At 61.9% G+C, this 22,838-nt stretch carries 2 protein-coding genes; both read left to right on the top strand.

Features of this window, described 5'->3' with window-relative positions:
* The first annotated feature begins 1 nt into the window (after position 1).
* Positions 2-7,783, top strand: coding sequence for a non-ribosomal peptide synthetase (locus BOP93_RS10760; protein WP_104502584.1), 7,782 nt, complete (start codon positions 2-4; stop codon positions 7,781-7,783).
* A gap of 10 nt (positions 7,784-7,793) precedes the next feature.
* Entirely contained in the window at positions 7,794-22,754 is a 14,961-nt protein-coding gene (locus tag BOP93_RS10765; protein ID WP_237140409.1) for a non-ribosomal peptide synthase/polyketide synthase, read from the top strand.
* Positions 22,755-22,838 lie beyond the last annotated feature (84 nt).

Here is a 22,838-nt window from a genome sequence, read left to right on the forward strand (position 1 = left end):
CATGCTTTCCAACCCTAACATCGACCTGGTGTCGCGCTTTCTTCGCTTGCCTCTGGAACAGCGCCAGCAGTTTTATCAGCGTCTGCAAAGCCGGGGCATGAGTTTCGCTCAACTGCCGATTGCTGCAATCCGTGAGGACGGCCAACGCCTGCCGCTGTCCTATGCCCAGGAGCGCCAGTGGTTTCTCTGGCAACTGGACCCGGACAGCGCCGCCTATCACGTACCCGGCGCGTTGCGTCTGAGCGGCCGCTTGGACAAGGCAGCACTGCAACGCTGCTTCGAGAGCCTTGTGGCGCGGCATGAAAGCCTGCGTACTCGCCTGCATCTGGACGCTGAGCAGCGCACCCAGGAAGTACTGGATGACGCAGTGATCGAGATCGCCGAAAGCTCAGTCGACGAAACGCAGCTCAAGGCCCGCGTCGAAGCCGAAATTGCCCGTCCCTTCGACTTGCAGCAAGGGCCGTTGCTGCGGGTCAGCTTGCTTGCCGTGAGTGAAGAGGAACACGTGCTGGTGCTGGTGCAGCACCACATCGTCTCAGACGGTTGGTCGATGGGCGTGATGGTGCAGGAACTGATGCAACTCTATGCCGCCTACAGTCAAGGCCAGGACTGTACTTTAGCGCCGCTGCCGATCCAGTACGCCGACTACGCGTTGTGGCAGCGTAGCTGGATGGAGGCGGGGGAGAAGGCGCGTCAATTGGCGTACTGGCGCGAACTGCTCAGCGGCACGCAGCCGGTGCTGGAATTGCCGTTCGACCAGCCGCGTCCGGCGCAGCAGAGCTTTCGGGGGGCTCGTCAGGAGATTGCCTTGGAGCCTTCACTGGTTGCAGGATTGAAAGGCCTGGCCCAGCGTGAAGGTGTGACGATGTTCATGCTGCTGCTGGCATCCTTCCAGGCATTTTTGTACCGGTACAGCGGCCAGCAGGATATTCGCGTTGGCGTGCCGATTGCCAACCGCAACCGTGTCGAGACCGAATCGCTGATTGGATTTTTCGTCAACACGCAAGTGCTCAAGGCCGACGTCGATGGTCAGATGAGCTTCGCCCAGTTACTGGCGCAGACCAAGCGTCGTGCGCTGGAGGCTCAGGCCCATCAGGATTTGCCCTTTGAGCAGTTGGTAGAAGCGCTGCAACCGGAGCGCAGCCTGAGCCATAACCCGCTGTTCCAGGTGATGTTCAGCCACCAGGCCAATTCACCCGTCGTTACCCGGCAGCTACCGGGCCTGCGCGTGGCCAACCTGGAGTGGGACAGCCACAGCGCCCAGTTCGACCTGAGTCTGGATACCCAGGAGAGCGGCGATGCCATTTGGGCTTCCTTGACGTATGCCACCGACCTGTTTGAGGCCGCCACGGTAGCGCGCATGGCGCAGCATTGGCTGAGCCTGTTGCGTGCTGCCGTGGCGAATAGCGCGTCACCTGTGCAGGACCTGGCAACACTCGACGCCCATGAGCGCAAGCACATCCTCAACAATTGGAATGCCACTGAGCGCGATTACCCGCAAGGGCAATGGGTGCATCAGTTGATCGAAGCCCAGGCGCGGGCACAGCCCGATGCGCCAGCGTTGTGTTTCCACGACCTGACCCTGAGCTATGCCGAACTGAACCGTCGCGCCAACCGCCTGGCTCATCGCCTGATCGCAACCGGTGTGGGCCCGGACGTGCTGGTGGGGCTGGCCGTGGAGCGTTCCATCGAAATGGTGGTCGGCCTGCTGGCCGTGCTCAAGGCCGGTGGAGCCTATGTACCGCTGGACCCGGAATACCCGCGTGAACGGCTGGCCTACATGCTTGATGACAGTGGCGTGAAATTGCTGCTGACCCAGGCGCATCTGCGTGAGCAATTGCCGATTCCCCCAGGGCTGCAAACCCTGGTGCTGGGCGAGTCTGCATTTGAGACCTGCAGCGACATCGATCCAGGCATTGCCCTGGACGGCGAAAACCTTGCCTACGTCATCTACACGTCGGGCTCCACCGGCCAACCCAAAGGCGCCGGTAACCGTCATTCAGCGCTGCTCAACCGTCTGCAATGGATGCAGGAAGCCTACACACTGGACACCCGCGACACGGTGCTGCAAAAGACACCGTTCAGCTTCGACGTGTCGGTGTGGGAGTTTTTCTGGCCGTTGATGACCGGCGCCCGCCTGGTGATGGCGGCACCGGGTGATCACCGTGATCCGGCCAGGCTGATCCACCTGATTAATCATCAGCAAGTCACCACACTGCACTTTGTGCCATCGATGTTGCAGGCGTTCATGCAGGAGCCGGCGGTGTCGACCTGCCAAAGCCTGCGACGCATTGTGTGCAGCGGTGAAGCCTTGCCGGTGGATGCCCAGAACCAGGTATTGGCCAAGCTGCCGCAGGCGGCACTCTACAACCTGTACGGCCCGACCGAAGCCGCCATCGATGTGACCCACTGGGTCTGCGTCGATGAAGGCCGCGACGCCGTGCCGATTGGCCGCCCGATTGCCAATCTGGGCTGTTACATCCTCGACAGCAATTTCGAGCCGGTCCCGGTGGGTGTACGGGGCGAGCTGTACCTGGGCGGTATTGGCCTGGCCCGAGGTTATCACCGCCGCCCGGCACTCACCGCCGAACGCTTTGTTGCCCATCCCTTCGTCAAGGGCGAGCGTCTGTACCGCACCGGCGACCTGGCACGCTACCGGGAAAGCGGCGTGATCGAGTACGCCGGGCGTATCGACCATCAGGTCAAGCTGCGCGGCCTGCGGATCGAGCTGGGTGAAATCGAAGCGCGCCTGCTGGAACACGACTGGGTACGCGAGACAGCCGTGCTGGCCGTCGATGGTAAATATCTGGTGGGTTACCTGGTGATGCAAAACGCCGCCGATGACTGGCGTGACGTGCTGAGCGCCCATTTGGGCAACCACCTGCCGGACTATATGATCCCCGCACAGTGGATGCTGCTGGAGCGGATGCCCCTGAGCCCCAATGGCAAGCTCGACCGCAAAGCGCTGCCCAAACCCGAAACCACGCACCACTACGAAGCCCCGCACAGTCTGCTGGAGCAGCAGATCGCCGCGATCTGGGCCGACGTGCTGGGCGTTGAACAAGTGGGTTTGAACGACAATTTCTTCGAGCGTGGCGGTGATTCGATCATCTCTATTCAAGTGGTCAGCCGCGCCCGTGCCGCCGGTATCCATTTCACCGCCAAGGCGCTGTTCCAGCATCAGACGGTACGCAGCCTGGCTCGCGTGGCGCAATTGCAGACTGCGCACGTGATCGATCAGGGGCCGGTGCGGGGCGAGACGTTGCTGCTACCGTTCCAGCAGTTGTTTTTCGAGATGGACCTGCCCGATCGGCACCACTGGAACCAGTCCCTGCTGCTGACGCCACGCCAGGCCATGCAGGGCGGCCAATTGGAAGCTGCGCTGCAGGCGCTCGTCCAGCACCACGATGTGCTGCGCCTGAGCTTCACACCGCACGCTGAGGGCTGGACCGCACGCCATGACGCGCCAGCCACAACGTTGCTGTGGCAAGTGGGCGTGCACAACGCCGCCGAGCTGCAAGCCCTGTGCGAGCGCGCCCAGCGCAGCCTCGACCTGCAACAAGGTCAGTTGCTGCGCGCGGTACTCGCTGACATGGCCGACGGTTCTCAGCGCCTGCTGCTGGTCATGCACCACTTGGTGGTCGACGGTGTGTCCTGGCGGGTATTGCTTGAGGACCTGCAAAGCCTGTATCGCCAACAGACATTGCCGGCCAAGACCACGTCGTTCAAGACCTGGGCCGAGCGGTTGCAGGGCTATGCCCGCAGCGCGGCGGTGGAGCAGGAAAAACACTTCTGGCTGCAACAGCTCCAGGGCGTACCTACCGATTTGCCGTGCCTTGATCCGCAAGGCGCGCGTCCCGGCCACCTGGCGCAAACGGTGGTCAGCCAACTGGACGCCGAGCACACACGGCAATTGCTGCAACAGGCGCCCACGGCCTATCGCACGCAGATCAACGACTTGCTGCTGACGGCCCTGGCGCGCGTCATCTGCCAGTGGACCGGGCAGGCGTGCAGCCTGATCCAACTGGAAGGCCATGGCCGCGAAGAACTGTTCGACGACATCGACCTGACCCGCACCCTGGGCTGGTTCACCAGCCTGTTTCCGGTGCGCCTGACTCCGGCCGAATCGCTTGCCTCGTCAATCAAGCAGATCAAGGAGCAATTGCGCGCCGTGCCCAACAAAGGCCTGGGCTTCGGCGTGCTGCGCTACCTGGGGGATGATGCCACGCGCCAGGCGTTCAGTGAGTTGCCGGTGCCGCGCATCACCTTCAATTATCTGGGCCAGATCGACGGCAGCTTTGATCAGCCGGAAGGCTTGTTCGTGCCGGCAGCGGAAAGCGCGGGTGCCGAGCAAAGCCCGGATGCACCGCTGGGTAACTGGTTGACACTCAACGGTCAAGTATTCGGCGCAGAGCTGCACATGGGCTGGACGTTCAGCCCGCTGATGTTCGAAGCGTCGCAGATCGAAGCCTTGAGCCAGGCATTTACCCGTGAACTGATGGCCTTGGTGGAGCATTGCTGCGCCCCCGGCAACCACGGCGTGACGGCGTCCGACTTCCCATTGTCGCGCCTGAACCAGCAGCAGCTGGAATCCTTGCCCCTGGCGGCTGAGGCCATTGAAGACATCTACACCTTGTCGCCCATGCAGCAGGGCATGCTGTTCCATACCTTGTACGAACAGGCGGCCGGCGACTACATCAACCAGATCCGCGTGACGGCCGAGGGCCTGGATGTGGCACGGTTCCAGCGGGCCTGGGAGGCCACGGTACACGCCCATGACGTGCTGCGCAGCGGGTTCTTCTGGGAGGGTCAGTTGGAATGGCCGTGCCAGGTGGTGTACCGCGAGGCCCGCTTGCCGATCGAGCACCTGGACTGGCGCACAATGCCGGAGCCTGAACGGGCGCTGCAAAATCTGCAGCAAGCTCAGCGTCGTCAGGGCTTTGACCTGACCAAAGCGCCCCTTGTACGCCTGGTGCTGGTGCGTACCGATGAGCAGCGCCATGAGTTGATTTACACCAATCATCACATTTTGATGGATGGTTGGAGCAATTCGCGTCTGTTCGGCGAAGTCCTGCAGCGTTATGCCGGTGTAGCGGTGCCTGAAGCGGTTGGGCGCTATCGCGATTACATAGGCTGGTTGCAGCAGCGTGATGCGGGTGCGACCGAAGCCTTCTGGCGTGAGCAGTTGAGTGCACTGCAAACACCGACTCGCTTGGGCAGCAATCAGCCAATGGCAGTAGACGGGCATGGCGAACACCTGTTGAGCCTGGATCGGCAACTGACGGGACGCCTTGAGACCTTTGCGCGCAGCCAGAAGGTCACCCTCAACACGCTGATCCAGGCGGCGTGGCTGGTCCTGTTGCAGCGCCATAGCGGGCAGTCAGTGGTGACCTTCGGCGCCACGGTGGCCGGGCGCCCGGCGGATCTGGCGGGGGTAGAGCAGCAGATCGGTCTGTTCATCAACACTTTGCCGGTGATCTGCGCAGTGGATGATCAGCAGTCCGTGACGCACTGGTTGCAAGCGGTGCAGGCACAGAACCTGGCCTTGCGCGAGCATGAACATACCGGGCTGTACGATATCCAGCGCTGGGCCGGGCAGGGTGGTGAGGCCTTGTTCGATAACATCCTGGTGTTTGAAAACTACCCGGTGTCCAAGGCCCTGGAGCAAAGTGGTGGCAGCGGTATCCGTTTTGGCCTGCCCGATTCCCGCGAGCAAACCAATTTCCCGCTGACCGTGCTGGTAGACGTCGGTGACACGCTGTCGGTGCAGTTCAGCTTTGCCCGTGCGTATTTCACTGCAAGCACAATACAAACCTTTGGTCGTCATCTCGTCAATTTGCTGCAAGCCATGCTCCAGAGCGGTCAGCAACGCCTGGGCGACCTGACGATGCTGGATTTGACTGAACGTCAGCAGGTGCTACAGGACTGGAACGCTACCGAGCGGGATTACCCGTTGCAGCAATGCGTGCATCAACTGATTGAGCAGCAGGTGGCGCGCACGCCAGACGCTGCGGCCCTGGTTTTTGCCGGGCAGCGTCTAAGCTATGCCGCGCTGAACCGTCGTGCCAACTGCCTGGCTCATCGTTTGATCGAGGCTGGCGTGGGGCCGGACGTGCTGGTGGGCCTGGCGGTCGAGCGCTCCATAGAAATGGTCGTTGGCTTGCTGGCGGTCCTCAAGTCCGGTGGCGCCTATGTACCGCTGGACCCGGAATACCCCCGTGAGCGCCTGGCCTACATGCTGCAAGACAGTGGTGTGAAACTGCTGCTGACCCAGGCGCATTTGCGTGAGCAACTGCCGATTCCAGACGCGTTGGATAGCCTGCTGCTGAGTGAAAACGGCTTCGAAGGCTACAGCGATGCCAACCCGATGATCACCCTGGACGGCGAAAACCTCGCCTACGTGATCTACACCTCTGGCTCTACCGGCCAGCCCAAAGGCGCCGGCAACCGCCATTGCGCGCTGACGAACCGCCTGCAATGGATGCAGGAGGCCTACGGCCTGGAGGCCGGCGACAGCGTGCTGCAAAAGACCCCGTTCAGCTTCGACGTGTCGGTGTGGGAGTTTTTCTGGCCGCTGATGATGGGTTCATGCCTGGTGGTCGCAGCCCCTGGCGATCACCGCGACCCGGCCAGGCTGATCAGCCTGATCAATCAGGAGAACGTCACCACGCTGCACTTCGTACCGTCGATGTTGCAAGCATTCCTGCAAGATTCGACAGCGTCCACGTGCCAAAGCTTGCGGCGCATTGTGTGCAGTGGCGAGGCGTTGCCGGTGGATGCGCAGCAACAAGTCTTTGCCAAACTGCCGCAAGCCGCGCTTTACAACCTCTACGGCCCAACCGAAGCCGCCATCGATGTGACCCACTGGACCTGTGTCGAAGAAGGCCGTGACGCGGTGCCGATTGGCCGCCCGATTGCCAACCTCGGCTGCTACATTCTCGACGGCAACTTCGAGCCGGTACCGGTCGGTGTGCTCGGTGAGCTTTACCTGGGCGGTGTCGGCCTGGCCCGTGGTTATCACCGCCGTCCGGCCCTGACTGCCGAGCGCTTCGTCGCACACCCCTTCGTCAAGGGCGAGCGCCTGTATCGCACCGGTGACCTGGCGCGCTACCGCGAAGACGGGGTGATTGAGTACGCCGGGCGTATCGACCATCAGGTCAAGCTGCGCGGCCTGCGTATCGAGTTGGGCGAGATCGAAGCGCGCCTGTTGGAGCATGAGCTGGTGCGTGAAGCCGCCGTGCTGGCGGTCGACGGCAAATACCTGGTGGGTTACCTGGTGTTGCAACATGCCGGCGATGACTGGCGTGATGTGTTCAGTGCCCATCTGGCTCAACATCTGCCGGACTACATGGTCCCGGCACAGTGGGTGCTATTGGAGCACATGCCTCTGAGCCCCAACGGCAAGCTGGATCGCAAGGCTCTGCCGGAGGTGGACGCCAATCTGCAAGCCCGGGAATACGTCGCCCCGCGTAACGAGCTGGAACAACAGATCGCCGCTATCTGGGCGCAGGTACTGGAAGTAGACCGGGTGGGCCTGAACGACAATTTCTTTGAGTTGGGTGGGCACTCCCTGCTGGCGACCCAGGTGGTGGTGCGCCTGCGCGAGCAGTTGCACGCTGAATTCGACGTCAAATCGATTTTCACCACCCCGACCCTGGCCGACTTCAGTGCCTATGTGGCGGCCCAACAGGCAAATAATTCGCCGGTGCAGGACGCATTGGCTAAATCCTTGGAGGCCCTCAAACGTCTATCAGCAGAAGATTTGGATAAATTGATTTCCTGAGGGGCGTGGCGTGCAAGCATTAATCGAGTCGGTAGGTTCACTTTCGGCGCAACAAAAGAAAGCATTGGCGGTAATGCTCAAGCAGCAAGGCATCAACCTGTTTGAGATTGCCCCGGTTTTCAAGCGCCAGGAAGGTGAGCCGCTGCGGCTCTCTTATGCTCAGGAACGGCAGTGGTTCTTGTGGCAACTGGAGCCGCAGAGCACCGCCTACCACGTACCAAGGGCCCTGCGCCTGAGCGGCCACCTGGACGTGGCTGCGTTGCAGCGCGGTTTTGACACGCTGGTGATGCGCCATGAAAGCCTGCGCACGTATTTACAGGCGGACGGCGACAGCGCCTTGCAAGTCATTGCCGAGCAGGCGCGGGTTGAAATTGCGCTGGTCGACGCCCGGGAAGGGCAACTCAAAGACCTCATAGAAGCTGAAATCGCCCAGCCATTCGATTTGCAGCAAGGCCCGCTGTTGCGGGTCAAGCTGCTGCGCCTGGCACCCGAGGAGCACGTGCTGGTGCTGGTACAGCATCACATCGTGTCCGATGGCTGGTCGATGCAGGTGATGGTCGACGAGTTGGTCCAGCTCTATGCCGCCTGTATTCAGGGCCAGGACCTGCAATTGCCGGCCTTGCCGATCCAGTACGCCGACTATGCGCTCTGGCAGCGCAGTTGGATGGAGGCCGGTGAGCGCGAACGCCAACTGGGTTACTGGACCGACATGCTCGGCGGCGAGCAACCGGTACTGGAAATGCCGATGGACCGACCACGGCCCGCCGTGCAGAGCTACCGTGGTGCGCGGCTCGACCTGACACTCGAAGCGTCGCTGGTGGCGGGCCTCAAGAGCCTGGCACAGCGCGAGGGCGTGACGGTTTTCATGCTCCTGCTGGCATCATTGCAGGCCGTGCTGCATCGCTATAGCGGCCAGGGTGACATCCGCATCGGCGTGCCGGTGGCCAACCGTAACCGGGTGGAAACCGAGCGCCTGATCGGCTTTTTCGTCAATACGCAGATTCTCAAGGCCGATATCGACGGCCAGATGACTTTCCGCGAGCTGCTGCAACAAACCCGCCAGCGTGCGGTGCAAGCCCAGGCTCATCAAGACTTGCCCTTCGAGCAATTGGTGGAAGCGCTGCAGCCGGAGCGTAGCCTGAGCTACAACCCATTGTTCCAGGTAATGTTCAACCACCAGACCGACGCGCAGCGCAGTGGCGGCAGCGTCAAAGGCCTGCACGTGCAGGGTCTGGAGTGGGAAAGCAAAACCTCGCAGTTCGACCTTAACCTCGACACCCAGGAGTCAGCTGAGGGTATCCAGGCGTCACTGACCTATGCCACCGACCTGTTCGACGCGCCGGGTATGCAACGCTTCCTCGCGCATTGGCACCGCTTGCTGCACCTGGTGGTCCAGGACTGCAACGGCCGGGTCGGTGAACTGCCGTTGCTGGACGATGCCCAATGGCAGCAACTGGTGCACGTTTGGAACCAGACGCACCAGGCATTCGCGCAGGATGCAGGGGTGCATCACCTGCTGGAAGCCCAGGCGCAGGCCCGTCCGGACGCGACGGCGCTGATCTGCAAGGGTCAGGCGCTGAGCTACGCAGAACTGAACCAACGCGCCAATCGCCTGGCCCATCGCTTGCGTGCGTGCGGTGTCGGCCCGGACGTGCTGGTAGCCGTGGCCCTGGATCGTTCGGTGGACATGGTGCTGGCCTTGCTGGCGACGCTCAAGGCCGGGGGTGCCTATGTGCCGCTTGACCCGCAGTTTCCGGTCGAGCGACTGGCGTTCATGCTTGAAGACAGCTGCGCACGTGTCCTATTGACTGCCGGCGACCTGCACCAACGCCTGCCGCTGGCGGCCGACCAGCAGTTGCTGTTTATCAGCGAGCAGGACGACGCGCACTACAGCAGCGACAACCTGCACGTGGAGCTGACCGGCGAGCACCTGGCTTATGTGATCTATACCTCCGGTTCCACCGGCAAGCCCAAGGGCGTAATGGTGCGCCATGGCGCGCTGAGCAGCTTCACCCAGGGCATGACCGATACCCTGAGCATTGACGCCCAGGTGCGGCTACTGTCGTTGACCACGTTCTCTTTCGATATTTTCGCCCTTGAACTCTACGTTCCGCTGTCGGTGGGCGCCACCGTAGTCGTGGCGGACAAGGCGGTGTCCCAGGACCCTGAGGCGATCCTGAATCTGCTGGATGACCAGGCAATTAACGTGGTGCAAGCCACCCCGTCGACTTGGCGCATGCTCATGGACAGCGAGCGCCGCGCTTTGCTGCACGGGATCAAGTGCCTGTGCGGCGGCGAGGCATTACCGGCCGACCTGGCCCAACGCATGCTGGCCCAACAGGGCACGGTATGGAATCTGTATGGCCCGACGGAGACCACTATCTGGTCGGCGGCCCACTCACTGGTGGAACCGTTGCCTTTTGTCGGTCGGCCGATTGCCAACACCTCCCTGTTTATCCTCAATGCCGAGCTCTCGCCATGCCCGGTAGGCGTCAGCGGTGAACTGCTGATCGGTGGTGTCGGCCTTGCGCGGGGGTATCACGGCCGTGCGGCGTTGACCGCCGAGCGCTTTGTACCTGATCCGTTCGCCCGCAGTGGCGAGCGGCTGTATCGCACGGGCGACCTGGCGCGTTATCGCGGGGATGGCGTGGTCGAGTACATCGGTCGTGTCGATCATCAGGTCAAGGTGCGGGGGTTCCGTATCGAGCTGGGCGAAATCGAGGCGTGCCTGCGCGAGCAGCATGCTATCCGTGAAGCCGTGGTGGTGGCCGAAAACGACCAGCTTCTGGCGTATCTGGTCACGCATGCAGCGACATCGGAGGTCGAGCAGCAAGCGTTGCGTGAAACACTCAAGGTCGCATTGCGCGGGGTACTGCCGGACTATATGGTGCCGGCGCACATGCTGTTCCTGGCACGTTTGCCGTTGACGCCGAACGGTAAGCTGGACCGCAAGGCATTGCCCAGGCCAGACGCCAGCTTGTTGCAAAAACGTTATGTCGCACCGGTCGGTGAGAAGGCCCGACAAGTGGCGGCGATCTGGGCCGAAGTACTGGGTGTGCCACAGGTCGGCCTGGAGGATCACTTCTTCGAGCTGGGCGGTCACTCGCTGCTGGCGACTCGCGTGGTGTCGCGGGTACGCCAGGCGCTGGCTATCGACGTGGCACTCAAAAGCCTGTTTGAGCAGCCGGTGTTGGGCGCGTTTGTGCAGGCGCTGGGTGAGCAGGGCGCAGCCATTGCACAGATGACCCTGGCCGATCGCGAGCAGCCGTTGCTGCTGTCGTATGCCCAGGAGCGCCAGTGGTTCCTCTGGCAGTTGGAGCCGCAAAGCGCGGCCTATCATATTCCGGCCGCATTGCGCCTGGTGGGCACGCTCGATCGTAGCGCCCTGCAACGGGCCTTTGATACTTTGATTCAACGCCATGAAACCCTGCGCACGGTGTTTTTCGCCGGCCCGGAGCAGACCGTCCAGCGCGTGCTGGAGCAGGCTGCTGCGGTCATCGACTATCAAGCGCTGGGCTCGACCGATCCCGTTCGCTTGCAGGCCTTGGTGGAAGGCGAAATCGCCAGGCCCTTTGACTTGCAGGCTGGGCCGCTGCTACGCATCAAGCTGTTGCAACTGGGCGAGAACGAACACGTACTGGTGCTGGTTCAGCACCATATCGTGTCGGATGCCTGGTCGATGCAAGTGATGGTGGATGAGCTGGTGAGCTTGTATGCCGGCTACAGCCAGGGCCTTGCGCCGACATTGGCGGATCTGCCGATACAATACGCCGACTATGCCCAGTGGCAGCGCACCTGGATGGAGGCGGGTGAAAAGGACCGCCAATTGGCCTACTGGCGTGCGCTCCTGGGCGATGTGCAGCCGGTACTCGAATTGCCGCTGGATCGTCCGCGCCCGGCCATGCAGAGCTATCAGGGCGCGCGCCTGGATCTGGTACTGGAGACTTCGGTGGTCGAGGGCTTGCGCGCGCTGGCGCAGCGCGAGGGCGTGACGATGTTCATGGTGCTGCTCGCCTCCTTCCAGTCGCTGCTCTACCGCTACACCGGCCAGTCGGATATTCGTGTCGGCGTGCCCATCGCCAACCGCAATCGTCTGGAAACCGAGCAACTGATCGGCTTTTTCGTCAATACCCAGGTGCTCAAGGCCCAAATCGACGGGCACATGACCTTTGCCCAGTTGTTGCAGCAGGTCAAGGAACGGGCGCTGGGGGCACAGGCCCATCAGGACTTGCCATTCGAACAATTGGTCGAGGCCTTGCAGCCGGAGCGTAGCCTGAGCCACAACCCGCTGTTCCAGGTGATGTTCAACCATCAGTCCGCAGCCGACGCCAATCGTGACAGCCAGCAGTTGCCTGGACTGTGCGTCGAGGGGCTGGCGTGGGACAGCCATACGGCACATTTCGACCTGAGTCTGGACACCGAAGAGTCTGCCGAAGGTCTGCTGGCTTCGTTGACTTACGCCACCGCGCTTTTCGACGCCAGTACCTTGCAGCGCTTCGCCGCGCACTGGCAGAACTTGCTCAACAGTGTGGTGCATGGGGCGCATATGTGTGTCGCCGACTTGCCGATCCTGAGTGGCCGTGAACAGGCGCAGATCCTGCACGAGTGGAATCCGCCGCAACCGACACGGGCCGCTCACAACAACGTGGTACATAAATTCGAACGACAGGCGGCGAACCAGCCCGGCGCCATCGCGTTGATCATGGATGAGCGGCGTATGACCTATGCCGATCTCAACCTGCGGGCCAACCGCCTGGCGCACAGACTGATCGAGCAGGGTGTGGGCGCCGACAGCCTGGTCGGTGTGGCCGTTGACCGTTCGCTGGAAATGATCGTCGCGTTGCTGGCGGTGCTCAAGGCTGGTGGCGCCTATGTTCCGCTGGACCCGCAATACCCTCAGGACCGCCTGCAATGCATGATCGAAGACAGCGGTTTGCAGCTATTGCTGACCCAGGACGCACTGCTGGCGCGCCTGCCAATCAACCCCGGTCTGGCGCTGATTTGCCTGGAACCCGGGCCGGATTGGCTGGCCGAGTACCCATCGACTAATCCGGCGGCACGCGCATTCCCCTCTAACCTGGCGTACTTGATGTTCACGTCCGGCTCGACCGGGCGACCCAAGGGCGTTGGCATCGACCAGGGTTCCTTGGCGCGGCATGTGGAAGTGTTTATCGAGCTGTTCGAGCTGACCGCGTCTGATCGCGTATTGCAGTTCGGCACTTTTAACTTCGATGGATTTGTCGAACAGCTCTACCCGGCGCTGTGCTGTGGTGCCGCCGTGGTAGTGCGCGGCGGTGAGTTGTGGGACAGCGACACGTTCTATCGCCAACTGATCGAACATGATATTTCGGTGGTCGACCTCACTACCGCTTATTGGCACTTGATAGCGCGTGATTTTGCCGAGCGTGGCGTACGCGACTACGGTCGCCTGCGTCAGGTGCATGCAGGCGGTGAAGCAATGCCGCCGGAAGGGCTGGCCTCCTGGCGTGCTGCCGGGCTGGGCCATGTGCGCCTGCTCAACACCTATGGCCCCACGGAAGCAACCGTCACGGTCACTGCTTTGGATTGCGCAGGCTATGTGGACGGCAGCGAAACCGTTACGCAGATGATGCCGATCGGTCGCGTATTGGACGGTCGCGCTATTTACTTGCTGGACGCGAGCCTGAATCCGGTGCCTGTGGGAGTAGCCGGTGAGTTGGTGATTGGCGGGCCTTTGCTGGCACGCGGTTACTTCAATCGTGCGGCGCTGACGGCTGAGCGGTTTATCCCCGATCCCTTCGATCCGGCAGGCGGCGGACGTCTGTACCGCACCGGCGACTTGGCCCGCTACCGTGCCGACGGCGTGATCGAATACATCGGTCGCATTGATCACCAAGTCAAGGTGCGTGGCTTCCGTATCGAGTTGGGTGAAATCGAATCGCGCCTGCTCGCCCTGGACAGTGTGCGCGAAGCGCTGGTGATTGCCGCCGACCAGCAATTGATTGCCTATCTGGTCACCCAGCAGCCGCCATCGGAACTGGCGGCATTGCGTGAGCAGATTCGCGCAAGCCTGTGTGAAGAGCTGCCGGACTACATGGTCCCGGCGCACTTTATGTTTCTGGAACGGTTGCCGTTGAGCCCCAACGGTAAGCTGGACCGTCATGCCTTGCCACGGCCGCAGGTGAGCCAGGCGGCGCAACAGTGGGTGGCGCCGGTCAGTCAGTTAGAGCAGCAGGTTGCTGCGATCTGGGCTGATATTCTCGGTGCCGAGCGCATCGGGCTGGGCGATCACTTCTTCGAACTGGGCGGTCATTCATTGCTGGCTATGCAAGTGGCTTCGCGCTTGCGACATAACCTGGGGATCGAGTTGCCGTTGCGGGTACTGTTCGAGCAGCCACGCCTGGAAGGGTTCGTAGCCGCACTGCACACCGAAGGCAAGCGTGAGGGTGCGGTAGCGCCGGCGTTGGTGCCGGCTTCGCGCGATCTGCCGTTGGTATTGTCCTATGCCCAGGAGCGTCAGTGGTTCCTCTGGCTGCTGGACCCTGAAAGCGCGGCCTATCACGTGCCCAGTGCCTTGCGTCTCAAGGGGCAGTTGGACCTGAATGCGCTGCAGCGCAGCTTCGATGCGCTGGTAGCGCGTCATGAAAGCCTGCGCACCCATTTGCATCAGGGTGATGAGCAGACCGTGCAGGTCATCCTGCCACAGGCACGCATCGAGATTGCCTTGGTCTCGAGCGATGAAGTGCAGGTCAAGTCACAGGTCGAGGCAGAAATTGCCCGGCCGTTCAACCTGCTGGCGGGGCCGTTGCTACGGGCCACGCTGCTGCGCCTGAGCGACGACGAGCATGTGTTGGTGCTGGTCCAGCACCATATAGTCTCTGACGGTTGGTCAATGCAGATCATGGTCGACGAACTGGTGCAGTTGTACAGCGCCTACAGTCAGGACCGGGACCTGCAACTGCCGCCCTTGCCGATTCAGTACGCCGATTACGCTCGTTGGCAGCGCGAGTGGATGGATGCCGGTGAAAAAGAGCGGCAACTGGCCTACTGGCAGGACTTGCTGGGTGGCGAGCAACCCGTGCTGGAGCTGCCTTTCGACCACCTTCGTCCTGCCGAGCAAAGCCATCGTGGCGCTCGTCTGTTCGTGGAACTGCCACCCAATCTGGTAGTAGACCTCAAAGGCTTGGCGCAGCGCGAAGGTGTGACGATGTTCATGCTGTTGCTAGCCTCCTTCCAGGCGCTGATGCACCGCTACAGCGGTCAGGAAGACGTGCGCGTCGGGGTGCCGATTGCCAACCGCAACCGGGTAGAGACTGAGCGGTTGCTTGGTTTCTTCGTCAACACTCAAGTGCTCAAGGCTGATATCGACGAGCAAACCACAGTGCTGCAACTGTTGCAGCAGGCCCGCCAACGTGCGCTGCAAGCCCAGGATCATCAGGATCTGCCGTTCGAACAACTGGTGGAGGCACTGCAACCCGAACGCAGCTTGAGCCTCAATCCGCTGTTTCAAGTGATGTTCAACCATCAGACTGAAGCGCGCCTGGGTGGCACCGAACATCAATTGTCTGCATTACGTGTCGAAGGGCTGGAATGGGAGAGCCGCACCGCGCACTTCGATCTGGACCTGGATGTACATGAAGGCGCCGAAAACATCTGGGCAACGCTGGGTTACGCCACTGACCTGTTTAACGCCTCGACCATCGAGCGCATGGCCCGTCACTGGCTGAACCTGCTGCAGGGCATGGTGGCGGATCCACGGCAGAGCATCGGTCAATTGAACTTGCTCGACCTGGCTGAACGTCAGCAGATCCTGCAACTGTGGGACAACACTGGCGCGGGCTTCTCGGCCGAGCGCAAGGTGCACGAACTGTTTGCCGAGCGTGCGACGCAAAACCCCGATGCGGTGGCGGTGAAGTTCGATGCACACACGCTGACCTACGGCGAGCTGGACCGCCAGGCCAATCGCCTGGCCCATGCGCTGATCGCCCGTGGCGTCGGCCCGGAAGTGCGCGTGGCCATCGCCATGCCGCGCAGTGCCGAGATCATGGTGGCGTTCCTCGCCGTGCTGAAAGCCGGAGGCGTGTACGTACCGCTGGATGTGGAATACCCGCGTGATCGCTTGCTGTACATGATGCAAGACAGTCGTGCCAAGTTGCTGCTGACCCATTCGGCGGTACAGCAACAACTGCCGATTGCCGAGGGCCTGGACAGCCTGGCCATCGACGATCTCCAGGCATGGGTGCACTGCAGCGATGTGGCGCCGCTGGTCCAATTGCACGGCGACAACCTGGCCTACGTGATCTATACCTCCGGTTCTACCGGTTTGCCCAAGGGCGTGGCAGTGTCCCATGGGCCGTTGGTAGCGCACATCATTGCCACCGGCGAGCGCTATGAAACCAGCCCGGCCGATTGCGAACTGCACTTTATGTCATTCGCCTTCGACGGCGCCCACGAAGGCTGGATGCACCCGCTGATCAACGGCGCCAGCGTATTGATCCGCGACGACAGTCTGTGGCTGCCGGAATACACCTATGAGCAGATGCACCGGCACAACGTGACCATGGCGGTGTTCCCACCGGTGTACCTGCAGCAACTGGCCGAACACGCCGAGCGCGACGGCAACCCTCCAGCGGTGCGCGTGTACTGCTTCGGCGGTGATGCGGTGGCCCAGGCCAGCTACGACCTGGCCTGGCGTGCGCTGAAACCGACCTATCTGTTCAACGGCTACGGCCCGACGGAAACCGTAGTCACGCCGCTGCTGTGGAAGGCGCGCAAGGGCGACCCATGCGGCGCCGCCTACGCGCCCATCGGCACTTTGCTCGGCAACCGCAGCGGCTACGTGCTGGATGCACAGCTCAACCTGCAACCCATCGGCGTGGCCGGCGAGTTGTACCTGGGCGGCGAGGGCGTGGCCCGGGGCTATCTGGAGCGTCCGGCGTTGACCGCCGAACGTTTCGTGCCGGACCCGTTCGGCAAGCCCGGCAGCCGCGTGTATCGCAGTGGCGACCTGACCCGTGGGCGCCCGGACGGCGTGGTGGATTACCTGGGGCGTGTCGACCATCAGGTGAAAATCCGTGGCTTCCGTATCGAACTGGGTGAAATCGAAGCGCGCCTGCGCGAACAGGACAGCGTCGGCGAAACCGTGGTGGTGGCCCAGGAAGGCCCGACCGGTAAACAACTGGTGGCCTATGTAGTACCGGCAGACGCCAGCCTGGCCAATCAAACCGAGTTCCGAGAAAGCCTGCGCCGCGCCCTGAAAACCCGTCTGCCGGATTACATGGTGCCGACTTACTTCATGTTCCTCGCGCAGATGCCGTTGACCCCCAACGGCAAACTCGACCGCAAGGGCTTGCCGCAACCGGACGTCAGCCTGTTGCAGCAAGCCTACGTGGCACCGCAGAGTGAGCTGGAGCAACGTCTTGCGGCGATCTGGGCCGATGTGTTGCGCCTGCCGCAAGTGGGCCTGAACGACAACTTCTTCGAGTTGGGCGGTGATTCGATCATCTCGATCCAGGTGGTCAGCCGAGCGCGTCAGTCCGGTATCCGGTTTACGCCCAAGGATCTGTTCCAACACCAGACCGTACAGAGTCTGGCCGGTGTTGCGCGCCAGGGTGTCGAAGGGCCGGACATCAACCAGGCCGCCTTGAGTGGGGAGATGGTGCTGCTACCGATCCAGCAAGCGTTCTTTGCCGATGAGATCGCTGAGCGTCATCACTGGAACCAATCGGTCGTGTTGCAGCCCGGTGAACGTCTCGACGCGGCGACGCTGACTCAGGCTTTGCAGGCGCTGATCGTGCATCACGATGCCCTGCGTTCGCAGTTCCTCAAGGCCGCAGGCGGCTGGCAGGGCGTCTATCGAGACGCAGAGCAACATCAGGCTGACGCCGTACTCTGGCAAAGCGCGCTGCATGATATTGATGAGCTCGCGCTACTGGGCGAAGAGGCGCAGCGCAGCCTGGACCTCGGCCACGGCCCCTTGATGCGGGCGGTTCTGGTGGAACTGAACGACGGTTCCCAGCGTTTGCTCCTGGTCATCCATCATCTTGTGGTAGATGGCGTGTCGTGGCGAATCCTGCTTGAAGACCTGCAGACCGCCTACCGCCAGCTCGCCCGTGGCGCGGCCGCAGTATTGCCGGCCAAGACCAGCTCGACCCGCGACTGGGCCCTGCGTTTGCAGCAGTACGCCCAAGGCGAAGCGTTGACCCGTGAGTTGGAAGGTTGGCAAGCCCGGTTGCAGGACGCCGAGGCCGGCCTGCCTGGCGCGCGGCCGGGAGCTAGCTTGAGTAACCGCCATGCGACCAGTGCGACTACTCATCTGGACGCCACTTATACCCGTCGCCTGTTGCAGGATGCGCCGGCAGCCTATCGCACCCAGATCAACGACCTGTTGCTGACTGCGCTGGCTCGTGTGATCGGGCGTTGGACCGGCCACACCTCGACCCTGGTCCGCCTGGAAGGGCACGGTCGTGAAGACTTGTTCGACGATATCGACCTGACGCGCACGGTTGGCTGGTTCACCAGCCTCTACCCGGTCAAGCTGACGCCTGCGCACACCCTGGAGGACTCGCTGAAGGCCATCAAGGAGCAGTTGCGCGCAATTCCCGACAAAGGTCTGGGCTTTGGTGCGTTGCGCTACCTGGGACAAGCACCGGTGCGGGATGCCCTGGCGCGTTTGCCTGAGCCGCGTATTACCTTCAACTACCTGGGCCAGTTCGACACCAGCTTTGAAGACGCAGAAGGGCAGGGGTTGTTCGCGCCATCCGGTGATGCCGTCGGGACCGATCAAAGCCCCGAAGCCTCCTTGGGCAACTGGTTGGAAATCAACGGCCAGGTGTATGGCGGTGAGCTGAACCTGACGTGGAGTTTCAGCCAGGATATGTTCGAGCCGCAGAGTATCCAGCCATTGGCCGATGCCTATGCCGATGAGCTCAAGGCGTTGATCGAACATTGCTGCCAGCCTGAGAGCGCTGGCGCAACGCCATCGGACTTCCCGCTCGCACACTTGAGTCAGGCACAGTTGGATGGCTTGTCGCTGCCGTTGAGCCGCGTCGAAGACATCTACCCCTTGTCACCGATGCAACAGGGCATGCTGTTTCAATCCCTGTATGGACAGGGTTCCGGCGACTACATCAACCAAATGCGCGTCGATGTGCAAGGGTTGGATGTCGCACGGTTCCAGGCAGCCTGGCAGGTGGCCATGGAGCACCACGCGATTCTGCGCACGGCATTTGTCTGGCAGACCGAGCTCGGGCAGCCGTTGCAGGTGGTTTATAAGTCGGTGCGTGTGCCATTGGTCGAGCATGATTGGCGGCATCGAGTTGATCGCCTCGAAGCCCTCGACGCACTGGCTGAGTCCGCACGCACCGAAGGCTTTGTGCTTGAGCAGGCACCTTTGCTGAGCCTGGTGGTGGTGCGTACCAGTGCCGATACTCATCACCTGGTTTACACCAATCACCATATCCTGATGGATGGCTGGAGTGCCTCGCAGTTGTTTGGCGAGGTCATGCAGCACTACGCCGGTGAGTCGCCGCGTGCGCCGAATGGGCGTTACCGTGACTACATCGCCTGGTTGCAGGCCCAGGATCCAGCCATCAGCGAAACGTTCTGGAAGTCACAGCTTGCCGGTCTGCAGGAGCCAACACGGCTGTCGCGGAGGGGCAGGCGTGAGCAGGCCGTAGCCCAGGCCAACGGCATACACCGGCTAAACCTGGGGCGGGCGGCCACCGAGCAGCTCAAATCGTTTGCCCAACGCCATAAGGTCACCCTCAATACGTTGGTGCAGAGCACCTGGCTCCTGTTGTTGCAACGCCATACCGGTCTCGACACCGTGGCATTCGGCGCGACAGTGGCGGGGCGCCCGGCAGAGTTGGCGGGTATCGAGCAGCAGGTCGGCCTGTTCATCAATACGTTGCCGGTGATAGCGACGCCCAGCCCGCAATTGAGCGTGGCTGCCTGGTTGCAGCAGGTGCAGGCGCAAAACCTGCGTTTGCGTGAACAGGAACACACACCACTGTTCGACATCCAGCGCTGGGCCGGCCTGGCAGGTGAAGCGTTGTTCGATAGCATTCTGGTGTTCGAGAACTACCCGGTGTCCGAAGCGCTGGAGCATGGAGCCCCGGCCGGCTTGCGTTTTGGTGCGATGGACAGCCTGGAACAGACTCACTATCCCTTGACCGTATTGCTCGCCATGGGCGACAGCCTTGCCGTGGAGTTCAACTATGACCGCGCTGCATTCGGTGAGCAGGATATTGCCCATCTGGCCGAGCATTTTCAGCAGTTGCTACAGGCGCTGACACTGGCGCACGTAGAGCGGCTGACGGACCTGCCCTCCTTGCCGGATGCCCAGCGTAAACTGATCGTGGACGACTGGAATGCGACGGCACGCGCGTTTCCACTGCAACGCGGCGTGCACGAGCTGATCGAACGTCAGGTCGCGCTGACGCCGCAGGCTCCCGCCCTGGTATTTGGGACGCAACGCCTGAATTACGCCCAACTGAACTGCCGCGCCAACCGCCTGGCCCATCGTTTGATTGAAGCGGGCGTGGGGCCGGACGTGCTGGTCGGTTTGGCCATGGAGCGCTCAATCGAGATGGTCGTCGGCCTGTTGGCGGTGCTCAAGGCTGGTGGCGCCTATGTGCCGCTCGATCCGCAATACCCGCGCGAGCGCCTTGCCTATATGCTCAATGACAGCGACGTGAAATTGCTGCTGACCCAGGCGCACCTGCGCGAGCGAGTGCCTATCCCACAAAGCTTGGAAACCCTGGAGCTGGGCGACGACGGGTTGGAGGCTTACAGCGAGGCAAACCCGGCTATCACGCTCGATGGCGAAAACCTTGCCTACGTAATCTACACCTCCGGTTCCACCGGTCAGCCCAAAGGCGCTGGCAACCGTCATTGCGCATTGACCAACCGCCTGTGCTGGATGCAGGAGGCGTATGCCCTGAATGCGTGCGATACCGTGTTGCAGAAAACCCCGTTCAGTTTTGACGTATCGGTATGGGAGTTTTTCTGGCCACTGATGACCGGTGCGCGCCTGGTGGTTGCGGCGCCGGGTGACCATCGTGACCCGGGCAAACTGGTTGAACTGATCAATCGGGAACAGGTGACGACCCTGCATTTTGTGCCGTCCATGCTGCAATCGTTCTTGCTCGATGCCAACGTGTCCTCCTGCACCAGTCTGCAGCGTGTCATATGCAGTGGCGAGGCGTTGCCGGTGGATGCGCAACAACAAGTATTCTCCAAGTTGCCGCAGGCGGGGCTCTACAACCTGTATGGCCCGACCGAGGCCGCCATCGACGTGACCCACTGGACCTGCCTGGACGAAGGGCGTGATGCTGTACCGATCGGCAAGCCGATCGCCAACCTGGGCTGCTATGTGTTGGACAGCAATTTCGAGCCGGTCCCGACTGGCGTGTTGGGAGAGTTGTTCCTCGGCGGTGTGGGGCTGGCACGCGGTTATCACCGTCGGCCAGGCTTGACTGCCGAACGTTTTATCGCCCACCCGTTCATCCAGGGCGAGCGCCTTTACCGTACCGGCGACTTGGCCCGTTACCGCGCGGATGGCGTGCTCGAATACGCCGGGCGTATCGACCACCAAGTCAAGCTGCGTGGCTTGCGCATTGAGCTGGGAGAAATCGAAGCGCGGTTGCTGGAGCACGATTGGGTGCGTGAGGCGGCGGTACTGGCAGTGGACGGCAAACACTTGGTGGGTTACCTGGTGTTGCAGGTGCAGGGTGATGACTGGCGTGAAATCCTCAGCGCGCATTTGGCGGTTCATCTGCCGGATTACATGGTGCCAGCGCAATGGTTGGTGTTGGATCAGATGCCGCTGAGCCCCAATGGTAAGTTGGACCGCAAGGCATTGCCAAAGCCGGACACGCAGTCTACCCGGCGTTTCGAGCCACCCCAGACTGACCTGGAACGCAAAGTCGCTGCTGTTTGGAGTGAAGTCCTGGGCGTGGAGTCGGTGGGTATGAACGACAACTTCTTCGAGTTGGGCGGCCATTCACTGCTGGTGTTAATGCTCAAGGAACGGATTCGCAAAGCCAGCGGTATCGGCCTTTCGGTCAGCCAGTTAATGCTCAATCCGACCGTGCGCGCTCAGGTCGGTTGCCTGGAAGGCACGACGCGTCGTTCGCTTCTGGTACCGCTTAACAGCCGCACCCATGGCACGCCGCTGTACCTGTTCCACCCCAGCTACGGTTCGGTGCACTGCTACAAGGCCGTCGCCCTGGCGTTGCGTGAACAACGGCCGGTGGTGGGGGTGATCTGCCGGGCATTGGCCGAGCAGGGGGCACAAGTACCCTCCTGGTCCGGGATGATTGAGGATTACACCGCGCAGTTGCTGGAGGCGCAGCCTGAGGGGGGCTTCCGTCTGGCCGGCTGGTCATTGGGTGGCAACCTGGCGGTCGAGGTCGCTTACGGCCTGGAGCAAGCGGGGCGGCAGGTGGAGTTCGTCGGCTGGATCGACGCGTCGCCACCACGCTGGCTCACCCAATATTGGGACGCGGCCATCACCACCGATGACCGCGAGATTGGCGATAATGAACGGCGCGTGGCGTTGCTCGGGGTGATGTTCCCGGCGTTTGCCGATGCAATCCACGCGACCTGGCAGGACGTGCAGGTGACCCGCGTTGATCAGGACGAGCAGTGGGCACGCTTCGTCGAGTGGGCCGACGCAACCCTGGGTGAAGCCTTCGGCGACATCAAGCAAGAACTGTTGGCCGGCAGTGAGGCACAGGTTTCCTGGGAGGTTGACCGTGCATTGTTCAAGCGTATGGAGCAGGCTGATTTCAAACCACTCAAGGCGCCGGTGAGCTGCTGGTGGGCGGCGAAGAGCCGTGCAGGCCAGCACAAGGCGTTGATCGAAGCCAGTATGCAAAGGACGATTGGCGGGGCGTGTGTGGCGCGATCGGTGGTGATTGACGTGGACCATGAACGCATCATCGACAACGCCGAGTTCGTGCGCAGCTTTGTGACGGCCATGGAGTAATCGCCGGAAAACCAGAAAGCCCCAGGTCACATGCAGTGACCTGGGGCTTTTTTACGGGCGGCGGTTGACGAACCTTCACCCATA

The organism is Pseudomonas orientalis, assembly GCF_002934065.1.
Lineage (GTDB): Bacteria > Pseudomonadota > Gammaproteobacteria > Pseudomonadales > Pseudomonadaceae > Aquipseudomonas > Aquipseudomonas orientalis_A.

Coding starts and splice junctions, on each gene's coding strand:
- BOP93_RS10760 (WP_104502584.1), top strand. CDS start 2: ATGCTTTCCAACCCTAACATCGACCTGGTGTCGCGCTTTCTTCGCTTG.